This window comes from Coprococcus sp. AM14-16, from assembly GCF_003434675.1.
Taxonomy (GTDB): Bacteria; Bacillota; Clostridia; order Lachnospirales; family Lachnospiraceae; genus Coprococcus; species Coprococcus aceti.
In genome coordinates this window covers 251,910-274,732 of record NZ_QTLL01000003.1, presented here as the reverse complement: position 1 = coordinate 274,732, position 22,823 = coordinate 251,910, and the positions used below count along the sequence as shown (strand labels likewise).

The following is a 22,823-nucleotide window of genomic DNA, read 5'->3' as shown; positions in this document are numbered from 1 at the left end:
GTGATATGTATCCCGGATATTTTCATTGGGATCTGAATTGAAGTGGGGATACAAACTAGAAACAGGAAAAACATAAAGCCCTGTCAGACTTAACATTCATATGGGTCTCATATTATGGATACATATGAATGTTAAGTCTGACAGGGCTTTAAGGTTATTGAAAACACATTGACTATCTGGCGTCTCTGTCTACATATTCTCTATACTTAACCAGACTCTTATATGCCGGTCTGATGATCTTGTCTGTAGTGACAAGCTCCTCGATTCTGTGAGCGCTCCATCCAACTATACGTGCCACCGCAAAGAGCGGTGTGTAGAGCTCCCTAGGAATTCCGAGCATCTCATACACGAATCCGCTGTAGAAGTCTACGTTAGGGCTGACACCCTTGTATATCTTGCGTTCCTTGGCGATGAGCTTTGGCGCGATCTTCTCAATGTTGTTGTACAGAGTCATATCCTCGTCCCTGCCCTTGGCAGCGGCAAGCTGTTCGACAAATGACTTGAAGACTTTTTCTCTTGGGTCTGACAGTGAGTAAACGGCATGGCCCATACCATAGATGAGTCCCTTGTGGTCGTAGGCTTGCTTGTTCAGCAGCTTATCCAGATATGCCTCTATGGCCTCTTCGTCATGGTAATCCTTTATGTGCTCCTTTATATCATCCATCATGTTCATAACCTGCAGATTGGCTCCGCCATGCTTCCTTCCCTTGAGGGATGAAAGGGCGGCGGCAATGGCAGAGTATGTGTCAGAGCCGGATGACGTTACAACTCTTGTGGTGAATGTGGAATTGTTACCACCGCCGTGCTCCATGTGAAGCAGAAGTGCTATGTCAAGAACTCTTGCCTCAAGCTCGGTATACTTCATGTCGGGCCTGAGCATCCTGAGGATGTTTTCAGCCACGGAAGCATCCTTGTCAGGTCTGTGAATGTACATACTTCCGTCGTTCTCATAATGGTTGTATGCGTGATAACCATACACAGCCATCATAGGAAATGTTCCGATGAGACCGATACACTGTCTGAGAACATTGTCTATATCCAGGTTGGTAGCCTGATTATCGTATGAAGCCAGAGTCAGCACACTTCTTGTCATGGAGTTCATTATATCCACACTAGGTGCTTTCATGATGACATCACGGGTAAAGTTGGTCGGCAGGTTCATGGACTCGGCGATGACACTGCTGAATTCTGAGAGCTGAGCCTCGGTAGGCAGTTCTCCGAAGAGAAGAAGATAAGCAGCTTCCTCAAATATATGGCGTTTCCCTTTGCCGCCTTTTACGAGATCCTGTACATCATAGCCTCTGTACAATAACTGTCCGTCACACGGAACCTTCTGGCCATCCACATCCTTAAATGCTATGATCTGTGATATATTGGTAAGACCGGTCAGAACTCCCTGTCCATTCTCATCACGCAGTCCTCTTTTTACTCCGTATCTGGCATAGAGCTCTTTGTCTATCACATCATGCTGCTGACAGAGAGAAGCCTGCTTCTCCACGTATTCTGTCAGATTCTCCATATACTCCATATAAGTAACTCCTTTCCGTTTGTATGATAAATCAGATGATCTTTTTGCATATGTCGCTTAGACAACATGCGTCGCAATGTGGCTTCGTTCTGGCTGTGCACACGGATCTGCCGTGATCCACCAGCCTGTGACAGAAGTCATTGCTCTCATCTGGAGGTACAAGCTTCCACAGTTCCATCTCAACCTTCTTCGGATCTTTTATCCCGTCAACCAGTCCCATTCGGTTGACAAGGCGTATACAGTGGGTATCTGTTACAATGGCAGGTTTGCCGTAGATATCACCCATGATGAGGTTTGCGCTCTTGCGGCCTACGCCGGGGAGCTTAAGCAGCTCATCTAGACTGTCAGGAACCTGGCAATCATAGGAATCAACAAGCATATTCATACATGCACTAATATCTCTGGCCTTGCTCTTCCCCAGTCCGCAAGGTCTCACAATGGCCTCGATGTCACTGACATCGGCAGCAGCCAGTTCTTTTACTCCCGGATATTTGGCAAATAAATCCTGGACTACCACATTCACCCTTGCATCAGTGCACTGCGCCGCCAGGCGGACACTGACAAGAAGCTGCCATGCGTGTGAAGTATCGAGGGTGCATACTGTGTCAGGATATTCCTTCTTCAGCCTCTCGATAATGTCCAGTGTTCTCTGTTTTTTCGTATATCTCTTCTGTGATTCCATAAAAAAGACCTCCAGTCTCTATATGATAACATGAAAGGCCTGCAAATGGATATCGAAAAAGAATTCTTAATAAAAATGTTAGAAGTGTGAAAATGTTGGGAAGAGAAGACATGCCGCAGCCCAGTATATGTGCTGGGCTGCGGCATGTCTTTGCTGGTATAAATATCATGTCTGAAAGATCTTACTTTGTTCCGAAAATTCTGTCGCCGGCATCGCCAAGTCCTGGGCAGATGTAAGCATTCTCGTTCAGCTCGCGGTCAACATGTCCAACATAGAGCTGGATGTCAGGATGAGCCTTGAGAAGTCTCTCAATTCCCTGCGGTGCAGCGATGATCGACATGAACTTGATATGCTTACCGCCGTGCTGCTTGATGAAATCAACGGCAGCAACAGCTGATCCTCCGGTTGCAAGCATAGGATCCGTGACAACTATAAGTCTCTCATCGATAGGATCAGGGAGCTTGCAGTAGTACTCGTGAGGTTCATGAGTCTCCTCGTCTCTGTACAGACCGATGTGTCCAATCTTGGCTGTAGGAACCAGAGCCTGAAGTCCACTGACCATTCCAAGTCCTGCACGGAGAATAGGTACGATCGCAAGATTTCTTCCTGCGATGACCGGAGTCATGCATTCCTCGATAGGAGTCTCTATACATACATCCTCGGTAGGAAGATCTTTCAGAGCCTCATATCCCATGAGCATGGCGATCTCTTCAACAAGTGCACGGAATTCGGCAGTTCCGGTGTTCTTATCTCTGAGCTTTGAAATCTTATGCTGAATAAGTGGATGTGTCATAACTGTGTAATCTGTCATATTGTGTAACCTCCTAATAAATAATATACAGATAATTATTATGCCTCAATGTCAGAGTTCTGTGGATTCATTCCAAGTCCGCGGCTTACATCACCCTTGGTGTTCTCACCAAATGTATAGTCGTTACCAGGCAGGATGGCGTTCAGCAGGATGCCGAATATAGCTGCGAGGGCAAGTCCTGTAAGAGTGATAGTTGTGCCTCCGATCGTGAATGTAAGGCCATTTGAGAAACCAAGTCCACATACCATGATAACGGCTGCGATGATCAGGTTTCTTGACTTCGTGAAGTCTACGTGGTTCTCAACCACATTTCTTACACCTATGGCTGAGATCATTCCGTAGAGGATGAAGCTTATACCGCCGATGATGGCGAAAGGCATTGAGCGGATGACTTCTGCAACCTTAGGTATGAAACCGAGAATAACTGCAAAAATGGCAGCCAGTCGTATAACTCTTGGATCGTGAACGCGGCTGAGCTCGAGAACTCCTGTGTTCTCTCCGTAGGTTGTGTTGGCAGGACCGCCAAAGAGTGCGGAGAGAGATGTTGCCAGACCATCACCGATAAGTGTTCTGTGGAGACCTGGATCCTCAAGGAAATTCTGATCTACAGTTGCTGATATGGCACATATATCACCTATATGCTCCATCATGGAAGCGATGGCGATAGGAGCCATGACAAGTATGGCAGTTAAGTTAAATTTACAGATCTGGAAAGGTGGCAGACCGAGAAAATGTGCGTCTGAAACTCCAGAAAAACTGAGTATTGCTGAACCATCAGGGTTGGTCATACCACAGAAGTGAAGTATGAGTGCAACGCCATATGAGATAAGTACACCCATGAGGATAGGTATGATCTTGAACATGCCCTTGCCCCAGATGTTGAACACAATGACAACAGCCAGTGCGATAAATGCAAGCAGCCAGTTAGTGGATGCGTTTGATATAGCTGATGGTGCGAGGCTCAGACCGATACATATGATGATAGGTCCGGTAACCACTGGTGGAAGGAATCTCATGACACGCTTCACGCCGACAAGCTTGACGATCAGTGCAAGTACAAGATACAGAAGTCCTGCAACCACAATACCGCCACATGCATATGGAAGCTTTTCGCCCATTGGCATGTCCTTGAATATGCCTGTTTTAAGGTCTGCAACTGTGGAGAAACCTCCAAGAAATGCAAATGAAGAACCGAGGAAAGCAGGTACCTTAAGCTTTGTGCATAAGTGGAAGAACAGTGTTCCAAGACCGGCACATACAAGAGTTACCTGAATTGAGAGTCCCTGACCCTCGAAGTATCCGTTTACGAGAAGCGGAACAAGAATTGTTGCACCAAACATGGCAAACATATGCTGGAATCCAAGTAAAAGCATCTTTGGAATTCCAAGCTTACGTGCATCACGAATGGCTTCTTTTTGATTATCCATAAGTAATAATCCTCCCATATTTTTTCTTAGTTAAATATTATAAAGTTTATTTACACTAAGGTCAATTTGAATAGTGTAATTTCCGTAAATTTCATGTCACAATTTTGTGAAAACAGCGAAAAAATGGAGACGATGTAATGCCGCGAAAGGTCGAAAAAGAATTAAGAAATGTAATATATGGTAACGCTTGACAAAATGTTACAGAATTGTTACAATTCTGCTTGGATTGAGTAAAGGGGAGAAAAATAAAGATACAGGTCGAAGGAGACTACAGATATTATGATTGAATTAGAGAACGTGAGTATGACATATCCTGGGGGCAATCAGGCACTCAAGAATGTCAATATTAATATAGAGAAAGGCGAGTTCGTATTTATCGTTGGAAGCAGTGGTTCGGGCAAGACCACTCTGTTCAGGCTTCTGCTCAAGGAGCTCGATCCTACGGAGGGCAATATCACTGTTGCCGGATACGACTACGGCAAGATCAAGAGGAAGGATATACCGAAGGTCAGAAGAAGGATTGGAGTCGTATTCCAGAACTTCAGGCTTCTGAAGGACAGAACTATATACGAGAATGTTGCATTTGCACAGAGAGTCATCCAGACCCCGGCGAGATATATAAGAAGACGAGTTCCGGCCATGCTGACGCTGGTTGGACTTGCAGACAAATACAAATCATACCCGAAGGAGCTCTCAGGTGGTGAGCAGCAGAGAGTTGCCATGGCGAGAGCACTGGTCAACAATCCGGACATCATACTGGCGGACGAGCCTACAGGAAACCTTGATCCTAAGAACTCACTGGATATCATGAACCTCCTTGAGGATATTAACAAGAGAGGAACCACAGTTGTTGTGGTAACCCACAACAAGGATATCGTCAATGAGATGAAGAAGAGAGTTATCACCTTGAAGAAGGGCGTTATAATCAGTGATGAGAAGGAAGGAGGCTACATAGATGAAGATTAGTACATTTTTCTATGTCCTCAGACAGGGCTTTGCGAATATAAGAAGAAACATACTGTTCTCACTTGCATCACTGGGAACCATCATATCATGTCTGTTCCTTTTCGGAATCATATATGCGGTGGTTGTAAACTTCCAGTCAGGTATGCAGGAGCTTGAGAAGACAGTCACCATATCTGTATTCTTCGACGAGGATGCGTCCGATGAGACCATACAGCTCATAGGTGAACAGATAAGAACGGTCGATTATGTTGAGACGATGGATTTCATCTCAGCCGATGAGGCATGGGACAAGTTTGCAGATCAGAACTACGATGATCCACAGGTTGCAAAGAATGCATTTGGCGGAGATAACCCGTTAAAGAATGCTGCGTCATATGAGATCACGCTCAAGGATGTATCAAGACAGCCGGAGTTCGTGGCATTTGCCCAGGGCCTTTCAGGAGTCAGAAAGGTAAAGAGTTCTGACGTGACTGCGGACAGCATCACGACACTGTCATCCCTTGTGGGATATGCATCCATAGGAATAGTTGTGATACTGATGCTGGTATCTATATTCCTTATAAGTAACACGATCACCATAGGTATCACAGTGCGAAAGGAAGAGATAGGGATCATGAAGCTGATCGGTGCGACAAATGTATTTGTAAGAGCACCGTTCATCATAGAGGGTGTGATCATAGGCGCGGTCGGTTCGGCTATACCCCTGGTCCTTCTGTACTACATGTACGATAAGATACTGACATACGTTGCCGGAAGGTTCAAGGTTGTCACAACGCTGTTCGCATTTGTGAGCCAGCAGGATCTGTTCAGGACTATGGTACCGGTCGGACTTGTGCTCGGTATCGGTGTTGGTCTGGTAGGAAGTATTCTTACCACAAGAAAGCACTTGAGAGTGTAGTGTTAAATGCGGTCAGAGCAATGCACAAAAAATTCACAAATTGTTATTACTTTTTTAGGGACAATATGTGTTATAATGCTGATAAGTAGGGCAAAAAGATAATAACATTATGAAATGCGTTTAGGAGGCATGAATGATGAGAATAGATTTATACAAGATAAAGAAGAAAGGTATGCAGGTGGCAGTGGTTACTACCGGAGCACTGCTCATGTCGTTTACATCCATATTTGCGGCTCCTGTGTTCAGCGTGCATGCTGAGGAGACCAAGGAGGAGGTTGAGCAGCAGAAGGAAGAGGCTCAGCAGGCTCAGGAAGAGGCGAATGCAAACGCAGAGAAGTATCAGAAGAAGGTAGACAAGCTTACAGCGGCTGTAAATGAGCTCGATAAGCAGGCCACAGATATAAGCACACAGATCGTGGAGAAGAAGCAGGAGGCTGAGGATCTTCAGAATGAGATAGATGAGACTCAGACAAAGCTTGCAGAGGCTCAGGTCAGTGAGGATAATCAGTATGAGGCGATGAAGAAGAGGATACAGTACCTCTACGAGGAGGGCGATGTTGCTTACATAGATGCACTTATGTCATCGGCTTCATTTGAGGATAGTCTTAACAAGTCTGAGTATGTTGATCAGCTCAGCACATATGACCAGAAGCAGCTCAACAAGCTGGTAAAGACTAAGAATGACATAGCAGAGTATCAGCAGACACTCAAGGATGATCTGGCGGATGTAGAGAAGGTAAAGGCAGACCTGGAGACCAAGCAGGCAGACCTCGACGATGTTATAAGCCAGAAGAATGCGGAGATCAACAAGTACAGTGATGATGTTGAGATGCAGAAAGCTCTTGCGGCTGAATACGCAAAGCAGGAGTCAGAGCTGGATGACAAGTTGGCAGAGCTTGCGCGTCAGGAACAGCAGAGACTTGAGGAGGAGCGTAAGCAGAGAGAAGCTGAACAACAGCAGCAGGATAACAACGGTGGAAGCGACAACTCAGGCAGTGACAGCGACAACAGTGGAAGTAACAATGGCGGTTCAACAACCGGTTCAGGTCGGTTCATATGGCCTGTATCAGGACCTATCACAGACTACTTCGGACCTAGAGAGTCACCGACAGCAGGAGCAAGCTCCAATCATATGGGTATAGATATAGGATGTTCATACGGAGTGCCTATCGCAGCGGCTGATTCAGGTGTTGTAACGGTAGCCGAGTGGGGCGAGAGTGGTGGTAACTACGTTATGATAGATCACGGTAATGGATTTGTGACGATGTACCTTCACAACTCATCACTTGCAGTAAGCGTTGGCGATGTGGTTTCACAGGGACAGACCATTGCGTACGCAGGTTCAACAGGATATTCAACAGGAACACATTGCCACTTCTCAGTATTCCTGAATGGCTCATATGTCAACCCACTTGATTATCTGTAAGATGAGGCTGAGACATGCCACAGGGATATGTGTCATATCATAAGATCTTAATATGATCATATATAGAACAGAGAAAAAATGCGTGATTCATGAAATATGGATCACGCATTTTTTATGTTAATAGGGGCGTGGATATGGGCGAAGTACCATATGTTGTGGTGGTGAGAAAATATGTCGAAAACAATAGTTTTTTTAAGAAAAAATAGGATTAGTGTCGGTTGACATAAGTGGTAAAAGTATTTATACTCACACTGGACTGAGTATTTATTTAAGGAGTATATTATGGTTTTTTCGAGCATGGAGTTCTTATTTAGATTCCTGCCTTTATTTTTGCTTATCTATTTTGTGACAAAGCCGAAGTACAGGAATGTTGTACTGCTTTTAGGCAGCCTTGTGTTCTACGCGTATGGCGAACCCATATACGTGTTCTTGATGATGTTTTCTATTATATTTAACTATTCGGTGGCAAGACGAATCAAGCGTTTTTATGATATAGAAGTATATTCGGAGATCGACTGTTCATTTGAGAGAAACTGCTGGCTGGCGGTGGCTATGGTGTTTGATTTTGGAATGTTGTTCATATTCAAATATATCAACTTTTTTATAGAGATAATAAACACTGCAGCGGGAACAAAGATATTTGATAGCGTGGCGATCACACTGCCGCTTGGAATAAGCTTCTATACGTTCCAGATAACATCGTATATATTTGACGTGTACAGGCTCAAGTATCAGGCGGACAAGAGTATAATCAAGTTCGGAACATATGTGAGCATGTTCCCTCAGCTCATAGCCGGCCCTATAGTCAACTACGATGAGGTGAAGCCTGAGCTGGATCACAGAGAGGTCAAGGCGGACGATATAGAGCGCGGTGCGACACTGTTCGTATTGGGACTTGCGTACAAGGTGCTTCTGGCAAATAAGATAGCCAGTCTGTGGAACGATGTGCAGACGGTTGGCCCTTATGGAATAAACACTGTGACCGCATGGCTTGGTTCATGGGGATATTCATTCCAGCTCCTGTTTGATTTCATGGGTTATTCCGTGATGGCAATAGGAATTGGCCTTATACTTGGCTTCAGGATACCGGAGAACTTTGTCGATCCTTATATGGCACATTCCCTCACAGATTTTTGGAGACGCTGGCATGTTACACTCGGACGCTGGTTCAGAGAGTATGTGTACATACCGATGGGCGGCAACCGAAAGGGAAAGCTCAGAATGATACTTGCCATGTTCACTGTGTGGATGTTTACCGGATTGTGGCATGGTGCGGACTGGAATTTCCTGATATGGGGCTTGTTCCTGTTCGTGTTCCTTCTCATGGAGAAGCTGTTCCTTGGCAAGGTATTTGACAAGGTGAAGGTTCTTGGCCATGTGTACATGTTCTTCCTGATACCGATATCATGGACAATATTTAACATATCTGATCTGAAGCTTCTGGGACTGTACCTGAAGAGAATGTTTGGCATGAACATAGAGGGATCAGTCACCACACATGCCATGGACAAGCTGATCATGCTGGGACACACATACTGGTGGCTGCTGCTGATCTGCGTGATCTTCTGTACACCGTGGCCTAGAAAGCTCATAGAGAAATTCTACAAGAACTGGGTATGCAAGCTTATAATGCTCGCACTGTTCTGGTTCTGTGTATATCAGATAGCAAAGGGTGGCTCCAATCCATTCCTTTATTTTAGATTTTAGGAGGTGGGCAGATGAAGAAATTATGGCAAATGATAAAAGGCTGTCCACTGTTCTCGATACTCATAATATCCGGCGTGATAGTTACCGCAGGCGGTTATGTGGGAGCTGCGCTTGGCGTGTACAAATGGGATGTCAGCTTTCATCATCCTATGGCTCAGACTGTGCTGCTTGATGAGAGGGTGGCAACCGGAACTGACGCAACAAGCACGGATGCTCCGGGAAAGAGCGAGCTGACGTCGGAGTCCACGGGCAGTGAGGCTGCAGAGGAGCAGACAACGGAGGTGAAATCCACGGAGAAGCAGACTTCTGAGAATGCATCCACGGAGAAGACAACAGAGAAATCTACAGAGAAAGCGACCACCGAAAAGGCAACTACGGAAAAAGCAACCATAGATACAGGCGGTTCGGCTGCTCCGGTGACAAGACAGACTCAATACAAGAAGGTTAAGAAGAGAAAGGCAAGAAATAGCTGCTACAGAGATCTCACACAGATCGCTCTTGAGACCCAGTACCCATATATAAAGGTTGACAAGTCTTATTTTGACGATGCTCTGTTCATAGGTGATTCCAGAGTGGAAGGACTGGCGTTGTATTCCGGACTGGACAATGCAGAATTTGCATATATGGAGGGCCTTACTTCATTTGGACTGATGGGGGAGAAGATAGCCGCAAATGGAACCAAGACACTCACGGAATTGCTGCAAAGCAAACAATTCAGGAAGATATACATCATGCTTGGTATAAATGAGGCTGGATATGATACGGAGACATACGCATCCACATATATCGATGCGGTGGCTCAGATACAGGCGCTTCAGCCGGACGCAGTGATCTTTATGATGGGCTGCATGCATGTATCCAGCGACTATTCGGCAAGCCACGATATTGTGAACAATGACAATATCGATGACAAGAATGGTGCCATAGCTGCATATGCTGATGGAATAAAGCTTTTCTATCTGGATATGAATACGGTTGTGGACGATGGCAAGGGTGGTCTTGTAAAGGACTATACCTGGGATGACATACATTTGCAGGCGCAGTATTACAGTCTGTGGGAGCAGTATCTGTATGAGCATGGGCTCAAGGATGATGCTTTCAAATAGATAAAGTGTTGCGGGATCTGGCGGCATTTTATCATTATCGGGAGTTGATCAAATGGCAAAAAGACTGGTAATAAAAGATAAATACAAGGGAATCCTGTTCATAATCATGGCAGGGTTCTTTTTCTCACTGATGACATTCTTCGTGAGACTGTCGGGGGATCTTCCGACCATGCAGAAGGCATTTTTCAGAAATGCGGTGGCCGCTGTTGTGGCCATTGCCATGCTCATGAGGACTGAGGAGAAATTCAAGATAAAGAAGAGCAGCTGGCCGGGAATCGCGGCGAGAAGCATATGTGGAACGACGGGGCTGATATGTAATTTCTACGCAATTGACAAGTTGAATATTGCGGATGCAAATATCCTCAACAAGCTGTCTCCGTTTTTTGCGATCATAGCATCGTACTTTGTGCTCAAGGAGAAGGCAAATAAGATAGAGTGGGCATCCGTGACATTGGCATTTACAGGTGCTTTGTTCGTTGTGAAGCCTTCGTTTCATATGGATTTTCTGTATGCCATGGTTGGTGTGGCGGGCGGCCTTGGAGCCGGAATCGCCTACACTTACGTGAGAAAGCTCGGCAAACAGGGGGAGCGCGGACCGGTCATAGTCATGTGTTTCTCTGTATTCTCATGTCTGGTGACGCTTCCATTTATCATATTGGACCACGCACCTATGACATGGCAGCAGATTGTGTGCCTGCTCTGTGCCGGACTTGCGGCGGCTGGTGGACAGTTCAGTATAACCGCAGCATACCAGAAGGCTCCGGCCAGGGAGATATCGGTATTTGACTACAGTCAGGTCATATTTGCGGCTATACTGGGATTTGTATTCCTGGATCAGATCCCTGACATGCTGAGCATTATAGGATATGTGATCATCATTGGAAGTGCAGTTTTCAAATGGTGGTACACCATGAGACAGGACCGCACTTAGCATGATCGGCAGGGCTGAGAGTGGCAGTGCCTTGTACAAATACTTGTAGAATAATTGATATATACAAAAAGACGGATGTCAGAAATGGAAAATGGGTAAAAATTTCATTGTCTGATATCCGTCTTTTTTATAAAAGTTATAAAGGAAGGTTTTAGGTGTTGTGACCGGACTTGTGAGGTATCCGGCCTCCCATCTATATAAATTGGATTGTTGTTAGTTTGAGTGACGGCAGATACGCTGGTGCTGCCTGGGCATGTCGCACATCTGCTGTCCTCATCAATCTGTATATATAATAAGATGGTACTGTGTACATTCTGTGTATCGGATGTTAAAGAAATATGTTCATAAAAGAAATAATATATAAAGCGTAAATAAATGTTCTATAAATGGTAAAGCTTCTGAATATAGTGAGTATAAGGTTGTGGGTATAGTTGCTGACATGTTAAAATGAAACACACATATGATCATAATTGGTGGATATATCAGATGACAATATTGGATAGAGCAGCTTTATTATGGAATAGTAAGGGGGATTAATATATGGATAAAGAAAAGGTTATACAGGAGCTTCAGGAGAGAACAGAGGAGATAAAGGAAAAGGCCGGGGAGCTTCATAAGGCGATAGAGGAGACTATATCGCAGAAGAAGCAGATACATTACACGGAACTGGGCGGACAGGACGGGCAGCCGGATGTGCCGGTTAAGGAAGGATACGGTCTGGTGCTCGGTGGCGGTGGTGGCCGTGGCTCCTATGAGATCGGAGTGTGGAAGGCTCTTGAGGAGTACAGAGATGTGATCGATATAAAGGCGGTATCAGGAAGCTCGGTAGGCGCACTGAATGCGGCATTGTACGCTTGCGGCGATCTGGATAAGGCTACACAGATGTGGTACGACATAACCAACGACAGGATACTGTCCAACAAGGATATAGACGAGGACAACAGGAACAAATGGTTTGAGTCCATCAAGGAGAAGCTCACGACCATAGACAATCCAGTCATACAGAGTGCAATAGAGTGCATAGGACTGGATGCTGTGGCAAAAGGCATGAGGATAAAGGATGGCTTCTTCTCCAGAGAAGGACTTATGGACATACTGGAGAATTCACCAGTACTTGATGGTGTGTCGAACAGTGACATGAGCTGTTATGCGACATGTCTCAATGTGGAGGGCAAGCCTACTCCTGAGAGATTCCAGCTGTCAGGCATGGAACCGGAGGAGATAGAACGTATACTTCTTGCTTCTTCAGCCATACCGGTTATATTCCCTATGGAGACGATAGACAAGACAAAGTATTATGATGGAGGCTTCTTCCTTGGGGGGGATAATGTGCCAATACAGCCTCTCTATGATGAGGGCTACAGAAAATTTGTCGTGGTGCATCTCGATGAGAGGAAGACCGACAGATACGATGATGCAGAGATGATACATATATATCCGTCCATTCCTCTTGGTGGTGCCATAGATGGCATGCTTGACTTTTCGCCTGAAGGTGTTGAGAAGAGGATAACACAGGGATATGACGATGCAAAGGCGGTGCTTGTTGAGAAGTTTGGCCCAAGACTGTTCTTCACCCGCCATGGGCAGACCGTGTGGAATGTGGAAAACAAGATATGTGGAGCCACGGATATTGAACTCACAGAGTTTGGACATCAGCAGGCGGAGCAGCTTGGTGAGATGATAAAGAATGGAGATTATCACATAGATGAGATCCTGTATTCGCCTCTGGTCAGGGCTTCGGAGACGGCAAGACATATATCCGAGATAACAGGAATTCCTATGAGAGCCGAGGAGAGACTCCGTGAGCAGTGTTTTGGCAAATACGAGGGAACAGCCAGAAACGGTGCTATATTCGCCAAGGCGAAGACGCATTTTCTGGATCACTATGAGGGCGGAGAGACCATGGTTCATCTGTGTCAGAGGGTGTACAATCTGTTAGATGAGCTTAAGGCTGAGTCGGAAGATTCCGGGAAGACATATCTTCTGGTTGCCCACAATGGAATATCAAGAATAGTACAGTCGTATTTCAATGATATGACAAATGAGGAATTCGCAGCATTTGGCATAAAGAACTGTGAGATAAGAGAATATAGATTCTGATCGCCACATGTGTGGAATCAGATGTAAAAAAGAGAAAACAGCAGGCAGATCAATATGATGTGAATGTGGTTTTCTCTTTTTTCTGGGATATCCCCAAATGCTCCTGTAAATGTGTATAAAAGAATAATTGATATTATTTATCACTAATATAGTTGACACAGAGCCTACATATGTGCTAATAAATATATGAACATATAATCATGTGTTTAAATATTGGCGTACGGCATGAGAGCTATGCGATGTGTTTATGGAGAATATAAAATGTGGAAAAGGAGAGAATCATGGGAGACAACAGTTTTTTAAAGATCAGTGGGATAAAGAAAAGCTTCGGTTCAGGGGAGAACCGAACTGAGGTACTTAGAGGAATTGATTTTGAGGTCGCAAAGGGCGAGTTCTGTGTGCTGCTTGGCCCATCGGGGTCTGGCAAGTCAACTCTGCTCAATATCATAGGTGGGATCGACAGCCCGGATTCCGGTTATATCTCCATAGATGGAGAGAAGACAGGGGATATGGATGAGAAGACACTGACCAGATACAGAAGAAAGCATCTCGGTTATGTATTCCAGATGTATAATCTCATACCTAATCTCAATGTAAAGGAGAATGTGGAGGTTGGAGCATACCTTAGCGATAACCCTCTTGATGTGGATGATCTGTTAAAGACTCTGGGGCTTTATGAGCACAGACATAAGCTCCCAAATCAGCTGTCGGGTGGACAGCAGCAGAGGACCTCAATTGGAAGGGCAATCGTGAAGAATCCTGATATACTTCTCTGTGATGAGCCGACAGGTGCCCTTGACTACAACACTTCCAAGGAGATACTTAAGCTCATAGAGGATGTGAACCAGAAGTATGGCAACACAATAATCATGGTCACACACAATGATGCCATCAAGAATATGGCGGACCGGACTGTGAAGCTCAGGGACGGCATGATAAGACGCAACATTGTAAATGAGAACAAGATATCCGCTGTAGAGCTTGACTGGTAATTGGGCAGACAGGGTAGACGTTCAATAGGAAAGGGGATCTGTTATGAGAAATCCATTGTGGAGAAGAATTCCAAAGGAACTGAAGGGAGAGCTTGGAAAATATATGGTCATATTCCTGTTCATGGTCATAACGACGGGAATGGTGTCGGGCTTCATGGTTGCAGGTGAGAGCATGAAGAAAACCTACGACAATACATTTGACAAATACAACGTGGAGGATGGACATTTTGATCTGTCGGATGAGGCGTCAGACGATATGAAGAGTAATATAGAGGATGAGGGCGTGAAGCTCTATGACATTTCGTATTATGAACTGCCTATGAGTAAGATCGGATCAGACTCTGATGGCAATAGTGGTAATGTGGAAAGCGATGCAGAGACAACAGATGATATGGTGGACTCTTTAAATGACGCTGCAGATGGTGGGGTAAGAACACTGAGGATATTTGCACCAAGACACGATGTAAATAAAATGTGTCTGATGGATGGTGAATTTCCTGCAGAAACTGATGAGATCGCCATTGACAGAATGTATGCGGTGAACAACGATATAGAGATCGGTGATGATATAGAACTGGGTGACAAGGTATACAGCGTGTGCGGATTTGTGGCATTCTCCGACTACAGCACCATGTTCCAGAACAACAACGACACCATGTTTGACGCCACGATATTCGGAATTGCGGTTGTGTCAAATGAGGAATTTGATGATCTTCCGGCACAGAGTAAGACATGGTCATACTCATGGATGTACGATGAAGGAATGCCGGAGGATGATAGTGATGAGAAGAAGCTTGCGGATGATCTCCTTGAGACAGTGTATACACAGGCGGCCATGAATGGTATTACGATGGAGAACTATATTCCACGATATCAGAACCAGGCGATCAACTTTGCAGGGGATGATATTGGCAGTGATACAAATATGATGAAATGGTTTGAATATATTGTCATAGTGATACTTGCATTTATATTTGCGGTGACCATCAGCAACACGCTGACAAAGGAGGCGTCGGTCATCGGAACCCTGAGAGCCTCGGGATACACAAAGGGAGAGCTTCTCATTCATTACATATCACTTCCTGTCATAGTTACTTTTGTGGCATCGGTGGTGGGAAACGTGCTTGGCTATTCGGTGTTCAAGGATATGGGGGCACAGCTTTACTATGCAAGCTATTCCCTAACTAAGTATGTGACGTATTGGAATGCCGATGCATTTGTGCTTACCACAGTCATACCTCTTATAATCATGATCGTTGTGAACCTGTTAGTGGTAAACAGCAAACTGAAGCTCTCACCACTGAGGTTCCTGAGGCATGATCTCAGCAGATCAAAGAGAAAGAAGGCGGTGAAGCTGCCTCACTGGAAGTTCATGACAAGGTTCAAGACCCGTGTCATACTTCAGAACATTCCAGGATATGTGGTCATGCTTCTTGGAATTTACTTCGCACAGGTTCTTCTGATGTTCGGACTTATGTTGAATCCTATGCTGAAGCACTATCAGAATGACATATTGGATAATATGGTAGCTGACCACCAGTATGTTCTGGATTCACAGGTGGAGACGGCAAATAATAATGCGGAAACCTACTGTATGAAGACGCTAAGGACGACCGGAGATATAGATGATGAGATCATGGTGTATGGAATACACTCGGACAGTAAATATTTCCCGGTTAAGCTGGACGACGGAGATGTGCTGGTATCTGACAGCTACGCAGACAAATATGAGATAGTTGATGGCGACAAACTTGAGCTCAAGGAGAGCTATACTGATGACACATATGATCTCAAGGTGACGGGGTCTGTGGTGTATCCGGCAGCCCTTGCGGTGTTCGTGACAGAGGGTGATTTCAGAGAAATATTTGACAAGGACGAGGATTACTTCACCGGCTATTTCTCGAATGACAAGCTGACCGATATAGAGGATCATGTAGTGTCAGAGATCACAAAGGATGACATGATAAAGGTGTCCAGACAGCTCACCAAGTCCATGGGAGGTATGTTCTACATAGTGGTTGTATTTTCACTTGTTATGTTCATGCTTCTCGTATATCTGCTCACAAAACTAATAGTGGAGAAGAACACGGTGTCCATATCCATGGTTAAGATACTGGGATATGACACAAAGGAGATCAGTAAGCTGTATCTGTCATCCACAACTGTCATGGTTGCGGTGGTGACGCTGCTCGATATACTGCTCAGTTACCTGTCGATCAAGGTGATATACAGGGCAATGCTGATAGATATGCTAAGCGGATGGATGCCGATATACATGGCGCCATGGATATTCCCACTCATGTTCGTGCTCAGCTTTACCTGCTATCTGGTGATCTCACTGTTGCAGATGAAGAGGATAAAGAAGATTCCTATGGACGAGGCGCTCAAGAATGTGGAGTGATGTGTCAAGCTGTGTTCAGGTATTATATTGAAAAAAAGAGAAAATTTTGTGCTGTAAATCCCCCGAATCCCTGAAAAGGATACATGGATTAGAAGTCGTGTATCTTTTCAGTGGGAATCTGGGAGTTTGAGCACAAAATTTTCTTTTTTGCTATTTTGTGGGAAATGTTCCCAAAGCTGTCAGGTTGTCGACCCGGACAGGCTCATGCCAGCTAGATGGTTCCTGTGACAGTCACGGTTGCCGTTCCCGGAGTTGTGGTGATGACTCCCGTGGCTGTATTCTGTGTGAATGTTGCCGCTGGAACAGTGATCTGTCCGGCAACTGTTGCGAACTCGCCTGTTGCTTCATTGTAGGTGTAGTTGTCCGGTGCTGTCCATGCCTTTCCATTGTAGGTCACAGTGATTCCGTTGAGAATCGGATTGAAGGTATCTGTGATGATGACGTTGTCATCTGCGGATGCCTCGGTGTTGCCGTAGTTCTCTATAAGGAAGGTGTAAGTGATCTGACCATTCTCTGCAACTATGCTAGGACTCACAGACTTTGTGATGGCGAGATCGGGAGCTGCAACAGGGGAAACCGACTCAGTTGCAGTGACTGCGTTGGTAAGTCCTGCGCCGGTTACTGTAACAGTGTTGGTCACGGAATCCTCATTGCCTCTAGGTGTAAATTCATTTGTTGTTGTCTCATATATAATAGTAGCATTTCCGCCCGCTGGAACGGAGATTCCAGTGAGTGTCAGCGGAGCTGCAGCACCGACAGCCGGAGCGGCTACCAGAGTTCCATTGGTGTAGTATCTGATGGAATCCGGAATATATGTGAGAGGATATACTGTTGTATTTCCCACTGCATATGCTCCCAGATTATCTGTGAGAGACAGACCTGTGAGTGTGGTAGTTCCGGAATTGATGAGACTTATCACATACGTGATCTTATCCGGTGTTCGGTAGGTGTCCACCACAGCCGTCTTGGAGACTGTGAGGACTTCAATGATTTCTCCAGTTATGATATTGGAATTGGTGGATCCTCCGTTGTAGGACAGAGTTGCCTGATTAGTGAATGTTGCCATTACTTTACCTCCGTATTGTGTTGTCAGAGGTTTATATACCTCTGATATAAAATATGTGCTGTGGAGGCTTTGGGTTACAGATATTACTCACCATCTGCGGCACATTTATGTTATACTAAAAGATAACTATGTGGTTTAAAGAGCTGTTTTTATATACAGGAGGAATATAGGTGAGAAGGAAAAGGTGGTCGTACCTGATTGCCTGTGTGGTGCTGGCAGGTGGGCTGGCAGCGCCTGGCACATATACCAAGGTGTACGCGCAGGATTATGAAAATGTAGAATACGTAACCAGTGTGTCAGAGCTTAGAGATTCCATGGACGAAGCTGATGTGGTAAACTCTGCCGATGTGATGGATAGAGGAGCGGATGTCGACGCAGCGGCAATGTACAGCTGTGAGTCAGCCGACATATACAGTCTTCGCAGGATCATATTGTATACAGATGAAGTGCCGGAGACCTATGGCGCGACAACAGTCATCTGTTATGACAAATATGATTACTATGTGCTTGGCTACGATACCGAGGAAGCGACGAAACAGGCATACGAAAAGCTTCAGGAAGAGTACGAGCCTGACAAATGTATGCTTGATCAGGTCATATATTCAGAAGATGTGCTGGCGGATTCAGATTTGGATTCAAATTCGTATGCTGCACAGCGGAACGTTGATGCCATGCTTGCCGCATCGGAGACATATAAGGCTGTAAGCTGGGGCACAAGGTACATGGGAATGGACAGGCTGAAGGCAGAGGTGTCGGAGTACAAGCTGGATGCTAAGGTAAATGTGGCGGTCATAGATACCGGAGTTAATTCCTCGGATACTCTGTTTGAAGGCAGGATAAATGAGGAAGGAAGTATGAACTGCTGCGAGGGCGAAGACCGGAGCGACTACGGAGACAACATGGGACATGGAAGTCATGTGGCGGGTATAATAGCGGATGCGACACCGGACAATGTCCAGCTCACGATCATCAAATGTTTCACAAGCCGGGGAGCAACCACAGTGTCAACGGTACAGCAGGGAATCATGGCTGCGCTTGACAGCGGTGCGGACGTGATCAATATGAGCTTCTGCTTCTATGGTAAAAATGCAAGTGACAACACCAGGTCGAAGCTTGACGAATTGTTAAAAAGTGCAAAAGAAGATGGCGTCATCATGTGTGTGGCAGCAGGCAATACGAATAGCACTGTGAACAACTGGGAGATCAGCGACGTGGAAGGTGTGTCATATCCTGCGGACAGCAGTGATGTGATAACAGTGTCGGGGCTTATGCAGAAGGCTGGAACGGAGGAGACAGCAGACAGGATCGCTGCAGATACGGTGGAGTTTGACGATGCATATTCCTACTATGGTGATGCAGTGGATTTCTCTGCTCCAGGAACTTATATAACATCGGCGTGGAAGACCGGAACGAATCACGGACATGTCAATACAGGAACATCCATGGCGGCACCTCACATATCGGCTGCAGCAGCCTATGTGAAGCTGGCTGAGCCGGGGCTTGGCAGTGACCAGCTGAAGGACAGACTCATATCTTATTCGGTGGATCTTGGAACGGCAGGCAAGGACAAATATTGCGGATATGGATGTCCGTATATGGCAGATTACTTTGCAGATACATTTGCGGGGGGAACACCGGAGATGGCGGTTGGAGACTGCGGTGTGAGCACGCTGGTAAACACAAAGGATGGACTCAGGCTGACCTGGACGGCTGCTGATGGAGCGACGGGGTACAGGATATACAGGAGATCAGTCACAGATGGATATACATGTATAGCTGAGCTCAATGGAGCGGATGTCAGAAGCTACACAGACAAAACAGCAGTGCCGGGAAGCAGATACCGGTACGCTGTGAAGGGTGTACAAGACTCTCTGACAGGAAAAGCTTCGGTTACAAAGGCATCTGTACGGCTCACCCAGCCAAAGTACACTGTGAAGAATGAATATTCCGGCGTGAAGGTATCTTGGAACAAAGTAAAGGGCGCAAGTGGATACAAAATATACCGCAGGGCACCGGGGCAGAACGGATGGAAGCAGTACAAGGTGCTGTCAGCGGGAACGCTCACATTTGTCGATAAAAATGTGTCAGATTACAGGAACTACACATACACTGTAAAGGCGTTCAGGAGTACTGTGGCGAGCTCATATGATATGGCTGGTGTCAGATTGTACAGGATGCCGGGATGCAAGGCGAAAACGGTCAGATCAAATTCCAGAAAGACGGTGGATGTAACATGGAACAAGGTCAGGTATGTCAGCGGATATCAGATCCAGTACAGTACATCGTCGAAATTTGACAGATATAAGGTGGCAACGATAAATAAGTCCACAAAGCTCAGGCGCAGGATAAGCTCCCTGTCCTCAGGAAAATATTGTTATGTGAGGATGAGAACCTACAGAAGAGTTGGCGGCAAGACCATTTATGGCGGCTGGAGCAGTGTACAGCGCGTAAAGGTAAAATAGTGAAAGGCAGATAAGATGGCAGAAAATAAGGATTTGGAAGAATATAAAGTCTCCACGATGGAGGATGAAGAGGATTATTTTGACAATGTGGAGATGGAGCTCGACTACAGCATCAGTATAACTGAGGGCTCCATGGAGCTTGGAAAGGACAATATAAAGGAACAGAAGAAGTACATGCGTGACAGCCATGGAGACATGGACGACGAGGAGTTCCTGCAGAACATGCAGTCGGTGAACAATGATGAGGCATTCCTCAGAAGAGCTGCGAAGCGCCTGGAGGTGTATGAGCACCAGAAGAAGGTGCCGTACTTTGGCAAATTTGTATTCAAATATAAAGATGACGAAGAGTATCTCCCGGTATATGTGGGTATGAGCGGTTATCAGTCAGATATGAATGGGCAGCAGCTTGTGTACGACTGGAGAGCACCTGTATCCTCTATGTATTATGCTTATGAAAAGGGACCGGCATCCTACAATGTCCATGTGGATGACATGGAAGATGATGAGTTTTCTGGAGACATAGTGGAGAAGAAACAGTTTCTGGTGTCAAATGGCAGACTTAAAGACGCGGTGGATACTGACTCCAACATCAACGACGCCATATTGCTGGAGGCCCTTGGCGGCAACAGTGGTGTTAAGATGAAAAATGTGGTGGCTACCATACAGAAGGAGCAGGATGCGATCATAAGAAACCGCACGGCGTATAACCTTATAGTGGACGGCCGCGCCGGAAGCGGTAAGACGGTCATAGCCATGCACAGACTGGCGTGGCTGTTGTACAACTACAAGACACTTGAGAGTGACAATGTCATGATACTGTCTCCAAACAGTATATTTGGCGATTATATATCAGAGGTTCTCCCGGAGCTCGAGGAGAACAGTGTGCCTGAGAAGGAATTTGACAGTCTGCTTGAGGAGCTTCTTTTCATAGAGGAGGAATATGAGAGCAAGCTGGATCAGTCGGAGTTCATTATAGACAGCGGCGATCAGGACAACCAGAGGATGAGAAATATCAAAGTCAAGTCGTCCATCTCTTTCTACGACAGTTTCAATGAGTATCTGGACAGGTATGTGTCAGGTATAAAGTTCAGAAATTTCCACTATCAGAAGGTGGAGTATACAGGCGAGGATATAGCTGCCATGTTCAATGGAAGATTTGCGAGAAAACCTGTGTATGAGAGATTCGAGAACATAGCATACTTCATAGTAGACAGGGTGGAGGATAATTCACCAAAGGAGTTCCCGGACGAGAAGAAGCGTAATCTGGCAAGGCAGATACAGAAGCAGATGGTAAATTTATTTGCAGAGAGGAATCTGGTTGAGCTGTATGTTGGATTCCTGGCGGAGATGGAGAAGAAATATCCGGGTATATCGGAGTACAGAAATGAATATGGAAAGATATGCTATGAGGATATCCTTCCTATACTTTACCTGCAGGTGTATTTCTACGGATGTCATTCCTACAACAATATCAAGCACCTCGTCATAGATGAGATGCAGGATTATAACATATTCCAGTATGCGGTGATAGACAGGGTATTTGACTGCAAGAAGACTATACTCGGCGACAGATATCAGGTGCTCTTCTATGATCCGGAGGAGACGGTTGTTGATGTCCTGACGAAGATATTTGCAAGAAGGAACGGACGAGGCGGCTATGAGCTCAAGGAGCTGTTCGCGTCGTACAGATCCACGGCGGAGATCACCGAGTTCTGCAACGGTATACTTGGCGGAGAGGGCGTAGGCGGCAACACTGTGGAGAGACACGGCAGGGTGCCTGAGGAGATACAGTGTGAGTCACTGGATGAAGCTGTGGAGTTCATAAATGACAAGCTGAGCTACGGAGACATGGACGCCTACGACAACATAGCTATCCTGACAAATGACGAGGCAGACGCCTACGAAGTGTACAAACAGCTTTCCGAGTACACCGAGGTGACGCTCATCACCAATCAGTCGGTTGTCTATGCGGGCGGTGTGGTCGTACTTCCAAAGTTCCTTGCAAAGGGAATGGAGTTCGATGCAGTGTACGTCATGACGGACGGAACCTACGACGGAAGCATGGTCACAAGACATGCGCACTATATAGCCTGTACGAGAGCACTCCATGAGTTGTATGTGCTTGATGTGGAGCAGCCATAGGAGTGATACAAAGACAGAAATATTATATCTAGAAATATTTTTCGGGAAAATCGCGATTCCAACTGAACATATATGATGTACTATACGGCATTTCCGCTTTGGGAGATGCCGTATTTTTTATTATTGCAATATCTACAAAGAAATGTTATCATTAAGGAAACGGGAAAACTAAAAATAG

General features: G+C 45.6%; 16 protein-coding genes and 1 pseudogene. 12 read left to right on the top strand and 5 right to left on the bottom strand.

Annotated features, from left to right (window positions below; all coding sequences use genetic code 11):
* Nucleotides 1-172: 172 nt before the first annotated feature.
* From DW159_RS11585 to DW159_RS11570, 4 genes are all read right to left on the bottom strand, one after another.
* Nucleotides 173-1,519 carry a citrate/2-methylcitrate synthase gene (locus DW159_RS11585; RefSeq protein ID WP_055146778.1) on the bottom strand — a complete coding sequence of 449 codons (1,347 nt, stop codon included), beginning with the start codon at nucleotides 1,517-1,519 and terminating at the stop codon, nucleotides 173-175.
* A 40-nt stretch (nucleotides 1,520-1,559) separates the two neighbouring features.
* Nucleotides 1,560-2,210 carry an endonuclease III domain-containing protein gene (locus DW159_RS11580; RefSeq protein ID WP_015533674.1) on the bottom strand — a complete coding sequence of 217 codons (651 nt, stop codon included), beginning with the start codon at nucleotides 2,208-2,210 and terminating at the stop codon, nucleotides 1,560-1,562.
* Nucleotides 2,211-2,391: 181 nt separating this feature from the next.
* Nucleotides 2,392-3,021 (bottom strand): uracil phosphoribosyltransferase, encoded by a 630-nt coding sequence (upp, locus tag DW159_RS11575; RefSeq protein ID WP_015533675.1) that lies wholly within the window; start codon nucleotides 3,019-3,021, stop codon nucleotides 2,392-2,394.
* Nucleotides 3,022-3,059: 38 nt separating this feature from the next.
* Nucleotides 3,060-4,448, bottom strand: a complete 1,389-nt coding sequence (locus DW159_RS11570) for a uracil-xanthine permease family protein (RefSeq protein ID WP_117550917.1) — start codon at nucleotides 4,446-4,448, stop codon at nucleotides 3,060-3,062.
* A 279-nt stretch (nucleotides 4,449-4,727) separates the two neighbouring features.
* Between DW159_RS11570 and ftsE the strand changes: the two genes are divergently transcribed.
* The 10 genes and pseudogenes from ftsE (at nucleotide 4,728) to DW159_RS11525 (ending at nucleotide 16,975) form a co-directional block, all read left to right on the top strand.
* On the top strand, nucleotides 4,728-5,414 hold the full coding sequence (ftsE, locus tag DW159_RS11565) for a cell division ATP-binding protein FtsE (protein ID WP_022216898.1): 687 nt from the start codon (nucleotides 4,728-4,730) through the stop codon (nucleotides 5,412-5,414).
* Nucleotides 5,404-6,312 carry a permease-like cell division protein FtsX gene (ftsX, locus tag DW159_RS11560; RefSeq protein WP_015533677.1) on the top strand — a complete coding sequence of 303 codons (909 nt, stop codon included), beginning with the start codon at nucleotides 5,404-5,406 and terminating at the stop codon, nucleotides 6,310-6,312. Before ftsE ends, ftsX begins: the two co-directional genes overlap by 11 nt.
* Nucleotides 6,313-6,445: 133 nt before the next feature.
* Nucleotides 6,446-7,738 carry a murein hydrolase activator EnvC family protein gene (locus tag DW159_RS11555; protein ID WP_242992703.1) on the top strand — a complete coding sequence of 431 codons (1,293 nt, stop codon included), beginning with the start codon at nucleotides 6,446-6,448 and terminating at the stop codon, nucleotides 7,736-7,738.
* A gap of 282 nt (nucleotides 7,739-8,020) precedes the next feature.
* The gene (locus DW159_RS11550; RefSeq protein ID WP_117550911.1) at nucleotides 8,021-9,445 is read left to right on the top strand and encodes an MBOAT family O-acyltransferase; all 1,425 of its coding nucleotides are present in this window, start codon (nucleotides 8,021-8,023) and stop codon (nucleotides 9,443-9,445) included.
* 11 nt (nucleotides 9,446-9,456) lie between these two features.
* On the top strand, nucleotides 9,457-10,551 hold the full coding sequence (locus DW159_RS11545) for a GDSL-type esterase/lipase family protein (protein WP_117550909.1): 1,095 nt from the start codon (nucleotides 9,457-9,459) through the stop codon (nucleotides 10,549-10,551).
* A gap of 52 nt (nucleotides 10,552-10,603) precedes the next feature.
* Nucleotides 10,604-11,482 (top strand): DMT family transporter, encoded by an 879-nt coding sequence (locus tag DW159_RS11540; RefSeq protein ID WP_117550907.1) that lies wholly within the window; start codon nucleotides 10,604-10,606, stop codon nucleotides 11,480-11,482.
* A 540-nt stretch (nucleotides 11,483-12,022) separates the two neighbouring features.
* Nucleotides 12,023-12,817 (top strand): annotated as a pseudogene (locus DW159_RS14245) (patatin-like phospholipase family protein); the annotation flags it as partial.
* A 201-nt stretch (nucleotides 12,818-13,018) separates the two neighbouring features.
* A complete protein-coding gene (locus DW159_RS14240; protein WP_334294123.1) occupies nucleotides 13,019-13,582 on the top strand; it encodes a histidine phosphatase family protein in 564 nt (187 codons plus the stop codon).
* 281 nt (nucleotides 13,583-13,863) lie between these two features.
* Nucleotides 13,864-14,574, top strand: coding sequence for an ABC transporter ATP-binding protein (locus tag DW159_RS11530; RefSeq protein WP_117551058.1), 711 nt, complete (start codon nucleotides 13,864-13,866; stop codon nucleotides 14,572-14,574).
* Between the two features lie 43 nt (nucleotides 14,575-14,617).
* A complete protein-coding gene (locus tag DW159_RS11525) occupies nucleotides 14,618-16,975 on the top strand; it encodes an ABC transporter permease (RefSeq protein WP_117550903.1) in 2,358 nt (785 codons plus the stop codon).
* A 211-nt stretch (nucleotides 16,976-17,186) separates the two neighbouring features.
* On the opposite strand, the gene DW159_RS11520 is transcribed toward DW159_RS11525, so the two are convergent.
* Nucleotides 17,187-18,041 (bottom strand): hypothetical protein, encoded by an 855-nt coding sequence (locus DW159_RS11520; protein WP_117550901.1) that lies wholly within the window; start codon nucleotides 18,039-18,041, stop codon nucleotides 17,187-17,189.
* 170 nt (nucleotides 18,042-18,211) lie between these two features.
* Between DW159_RS11520 and DW159_RS11515 the strand changes: the two genes are divergently transcribed.
* Nucleotides 18,212-20,503 carry a S8 family serine peptidase gene (locus tag DW159_RS11515; protein WP_117550899.1) on the top strand — a complete coding sequence of 764 codons (2,292 nt, stop codon included), beginning with the start codon at nucleotides 18,212-18,214 and terminating at the stop codon, nucleotides 20,501-20,503.
* Between the two features lie 15 nt (nucleotides 20,504-20,518).
* Nucleotides 20,519-22,645 (top strand): HelD family protein, encoded by a 2,127-nt coding sequence (locus tag DW159_RS11510; RefSeq protein ID WP_117550897.1) that lies wholly within the window; start codon nucleotides 20,519-20,521, stop codon nucleotides 22,643-22,645.
* The last annotated feature ends 178 nt before the right edge of the window (nucleotides 22,646-22,823 follow it).

What these genes read in the sequence shown, in the direction of transcription:
- DW159_RS11585 (WP_055146778.1), bottom strand. Translation starts at nt 1,519, where the DNA reads ATGGAGAATCTGACAGAATACGTGGAGAAGCAGGCTTCTCTCTGTCAG.
- DW159_RS11580 (WP_015533674.1), bottom strand. Translation starts at nt 2,210, where the DNA reads ATGGAATCACAGAAGAGATATACGAAAAAACAGAGAACACTGGACATT.
- upp (WP_015533675.1), bottom strand. Translation starts at nt 3,021, where the DNA reads ATGACAGATTACACAGTTATGACACATCCACTTATTCAGCATAAGATT.
- DW159_RS11570 (WP_117550917.1), bottom strand. Translation starts at nt 4,448, where the DNA reads ATGGATAATCAAAAAGAAGCCATTCGTGATGCACGTAAGCTTGGAATT.
- ftsE (WP_022216898.1), top strand. Translation starts at nt 4,728, where the DNA reads ATGATTGAATTAGAGAACGTGAGTATGACATATCCTGGGGGCAATCAG.
- ftsX (WP_015533677.1), top strand. Translation starts at nt 5,404, where the DNA reads ATGAAGATTAGTACATTTTTCTATGTCCTCAGACAGGGCTTTGCGAAT.
- DW159_RS11555 (WP_242992703.1), top strand. Translation starts at nt 6,446, where the DNA reads ATGATGAGAATAGATTTATACAAGATAAAGAAGAAAGGTATGCAGGTG.
- DW159_RS11550 (WP_117550911.1), top strand. Translation starts at nt 8,021, where the DNA reads ATGGTTTTTTCGAGCATGGAGTTCTTATTTAGATTCCTGCCTTTATTT.
- DW159_RS11545 (WP_117550909.1), top strand. Translation starts at nt 9,457, where the DNA reads ATGAAGAAATTATGGCAAATGATAAAAGGCTGTCCACTGTTCTCGATA.
- DW159_RS11540 (WP_117550907.1), top strand. Translation starts at nt 10,604, where the DNA reads ATGGCAAAAAGACTGGTAATAAAAGATAAATACAAGGGAATCCTGTTC.
- DW159_RS11530 (WP_117551058.1), top strand. Translation starts at nt 13,864, where the DNA reads ATGGGAGACAACAGTTTTTTAAAGATCAGTGGGATAAAGAAAAGCTTC.
- DW159_RS11525 (WP_117550903.1), top strand. Translation starts at nt 14,618, where the DNA reads ATGAGAAATCCATTGTGGAGAAGAATTCCAAAGGAACTGAAGGGAGAG.
- DW159_RS11520 (WP_117550901.1), bottom strand. Translation starts at nt 18,041, where the DNA reads ATGGCAACATTCACTAATCAGGCAACTCTGTCCTACAACGGAGGATCC.
- DW159_RS11510 (WP_117550897.1), top strand. Translation starts at nt 20,519, where the DNA reads ATGGCAGAAAATAAGGATTTGGAAGAATATAAAGTCTCCACGATGGAG.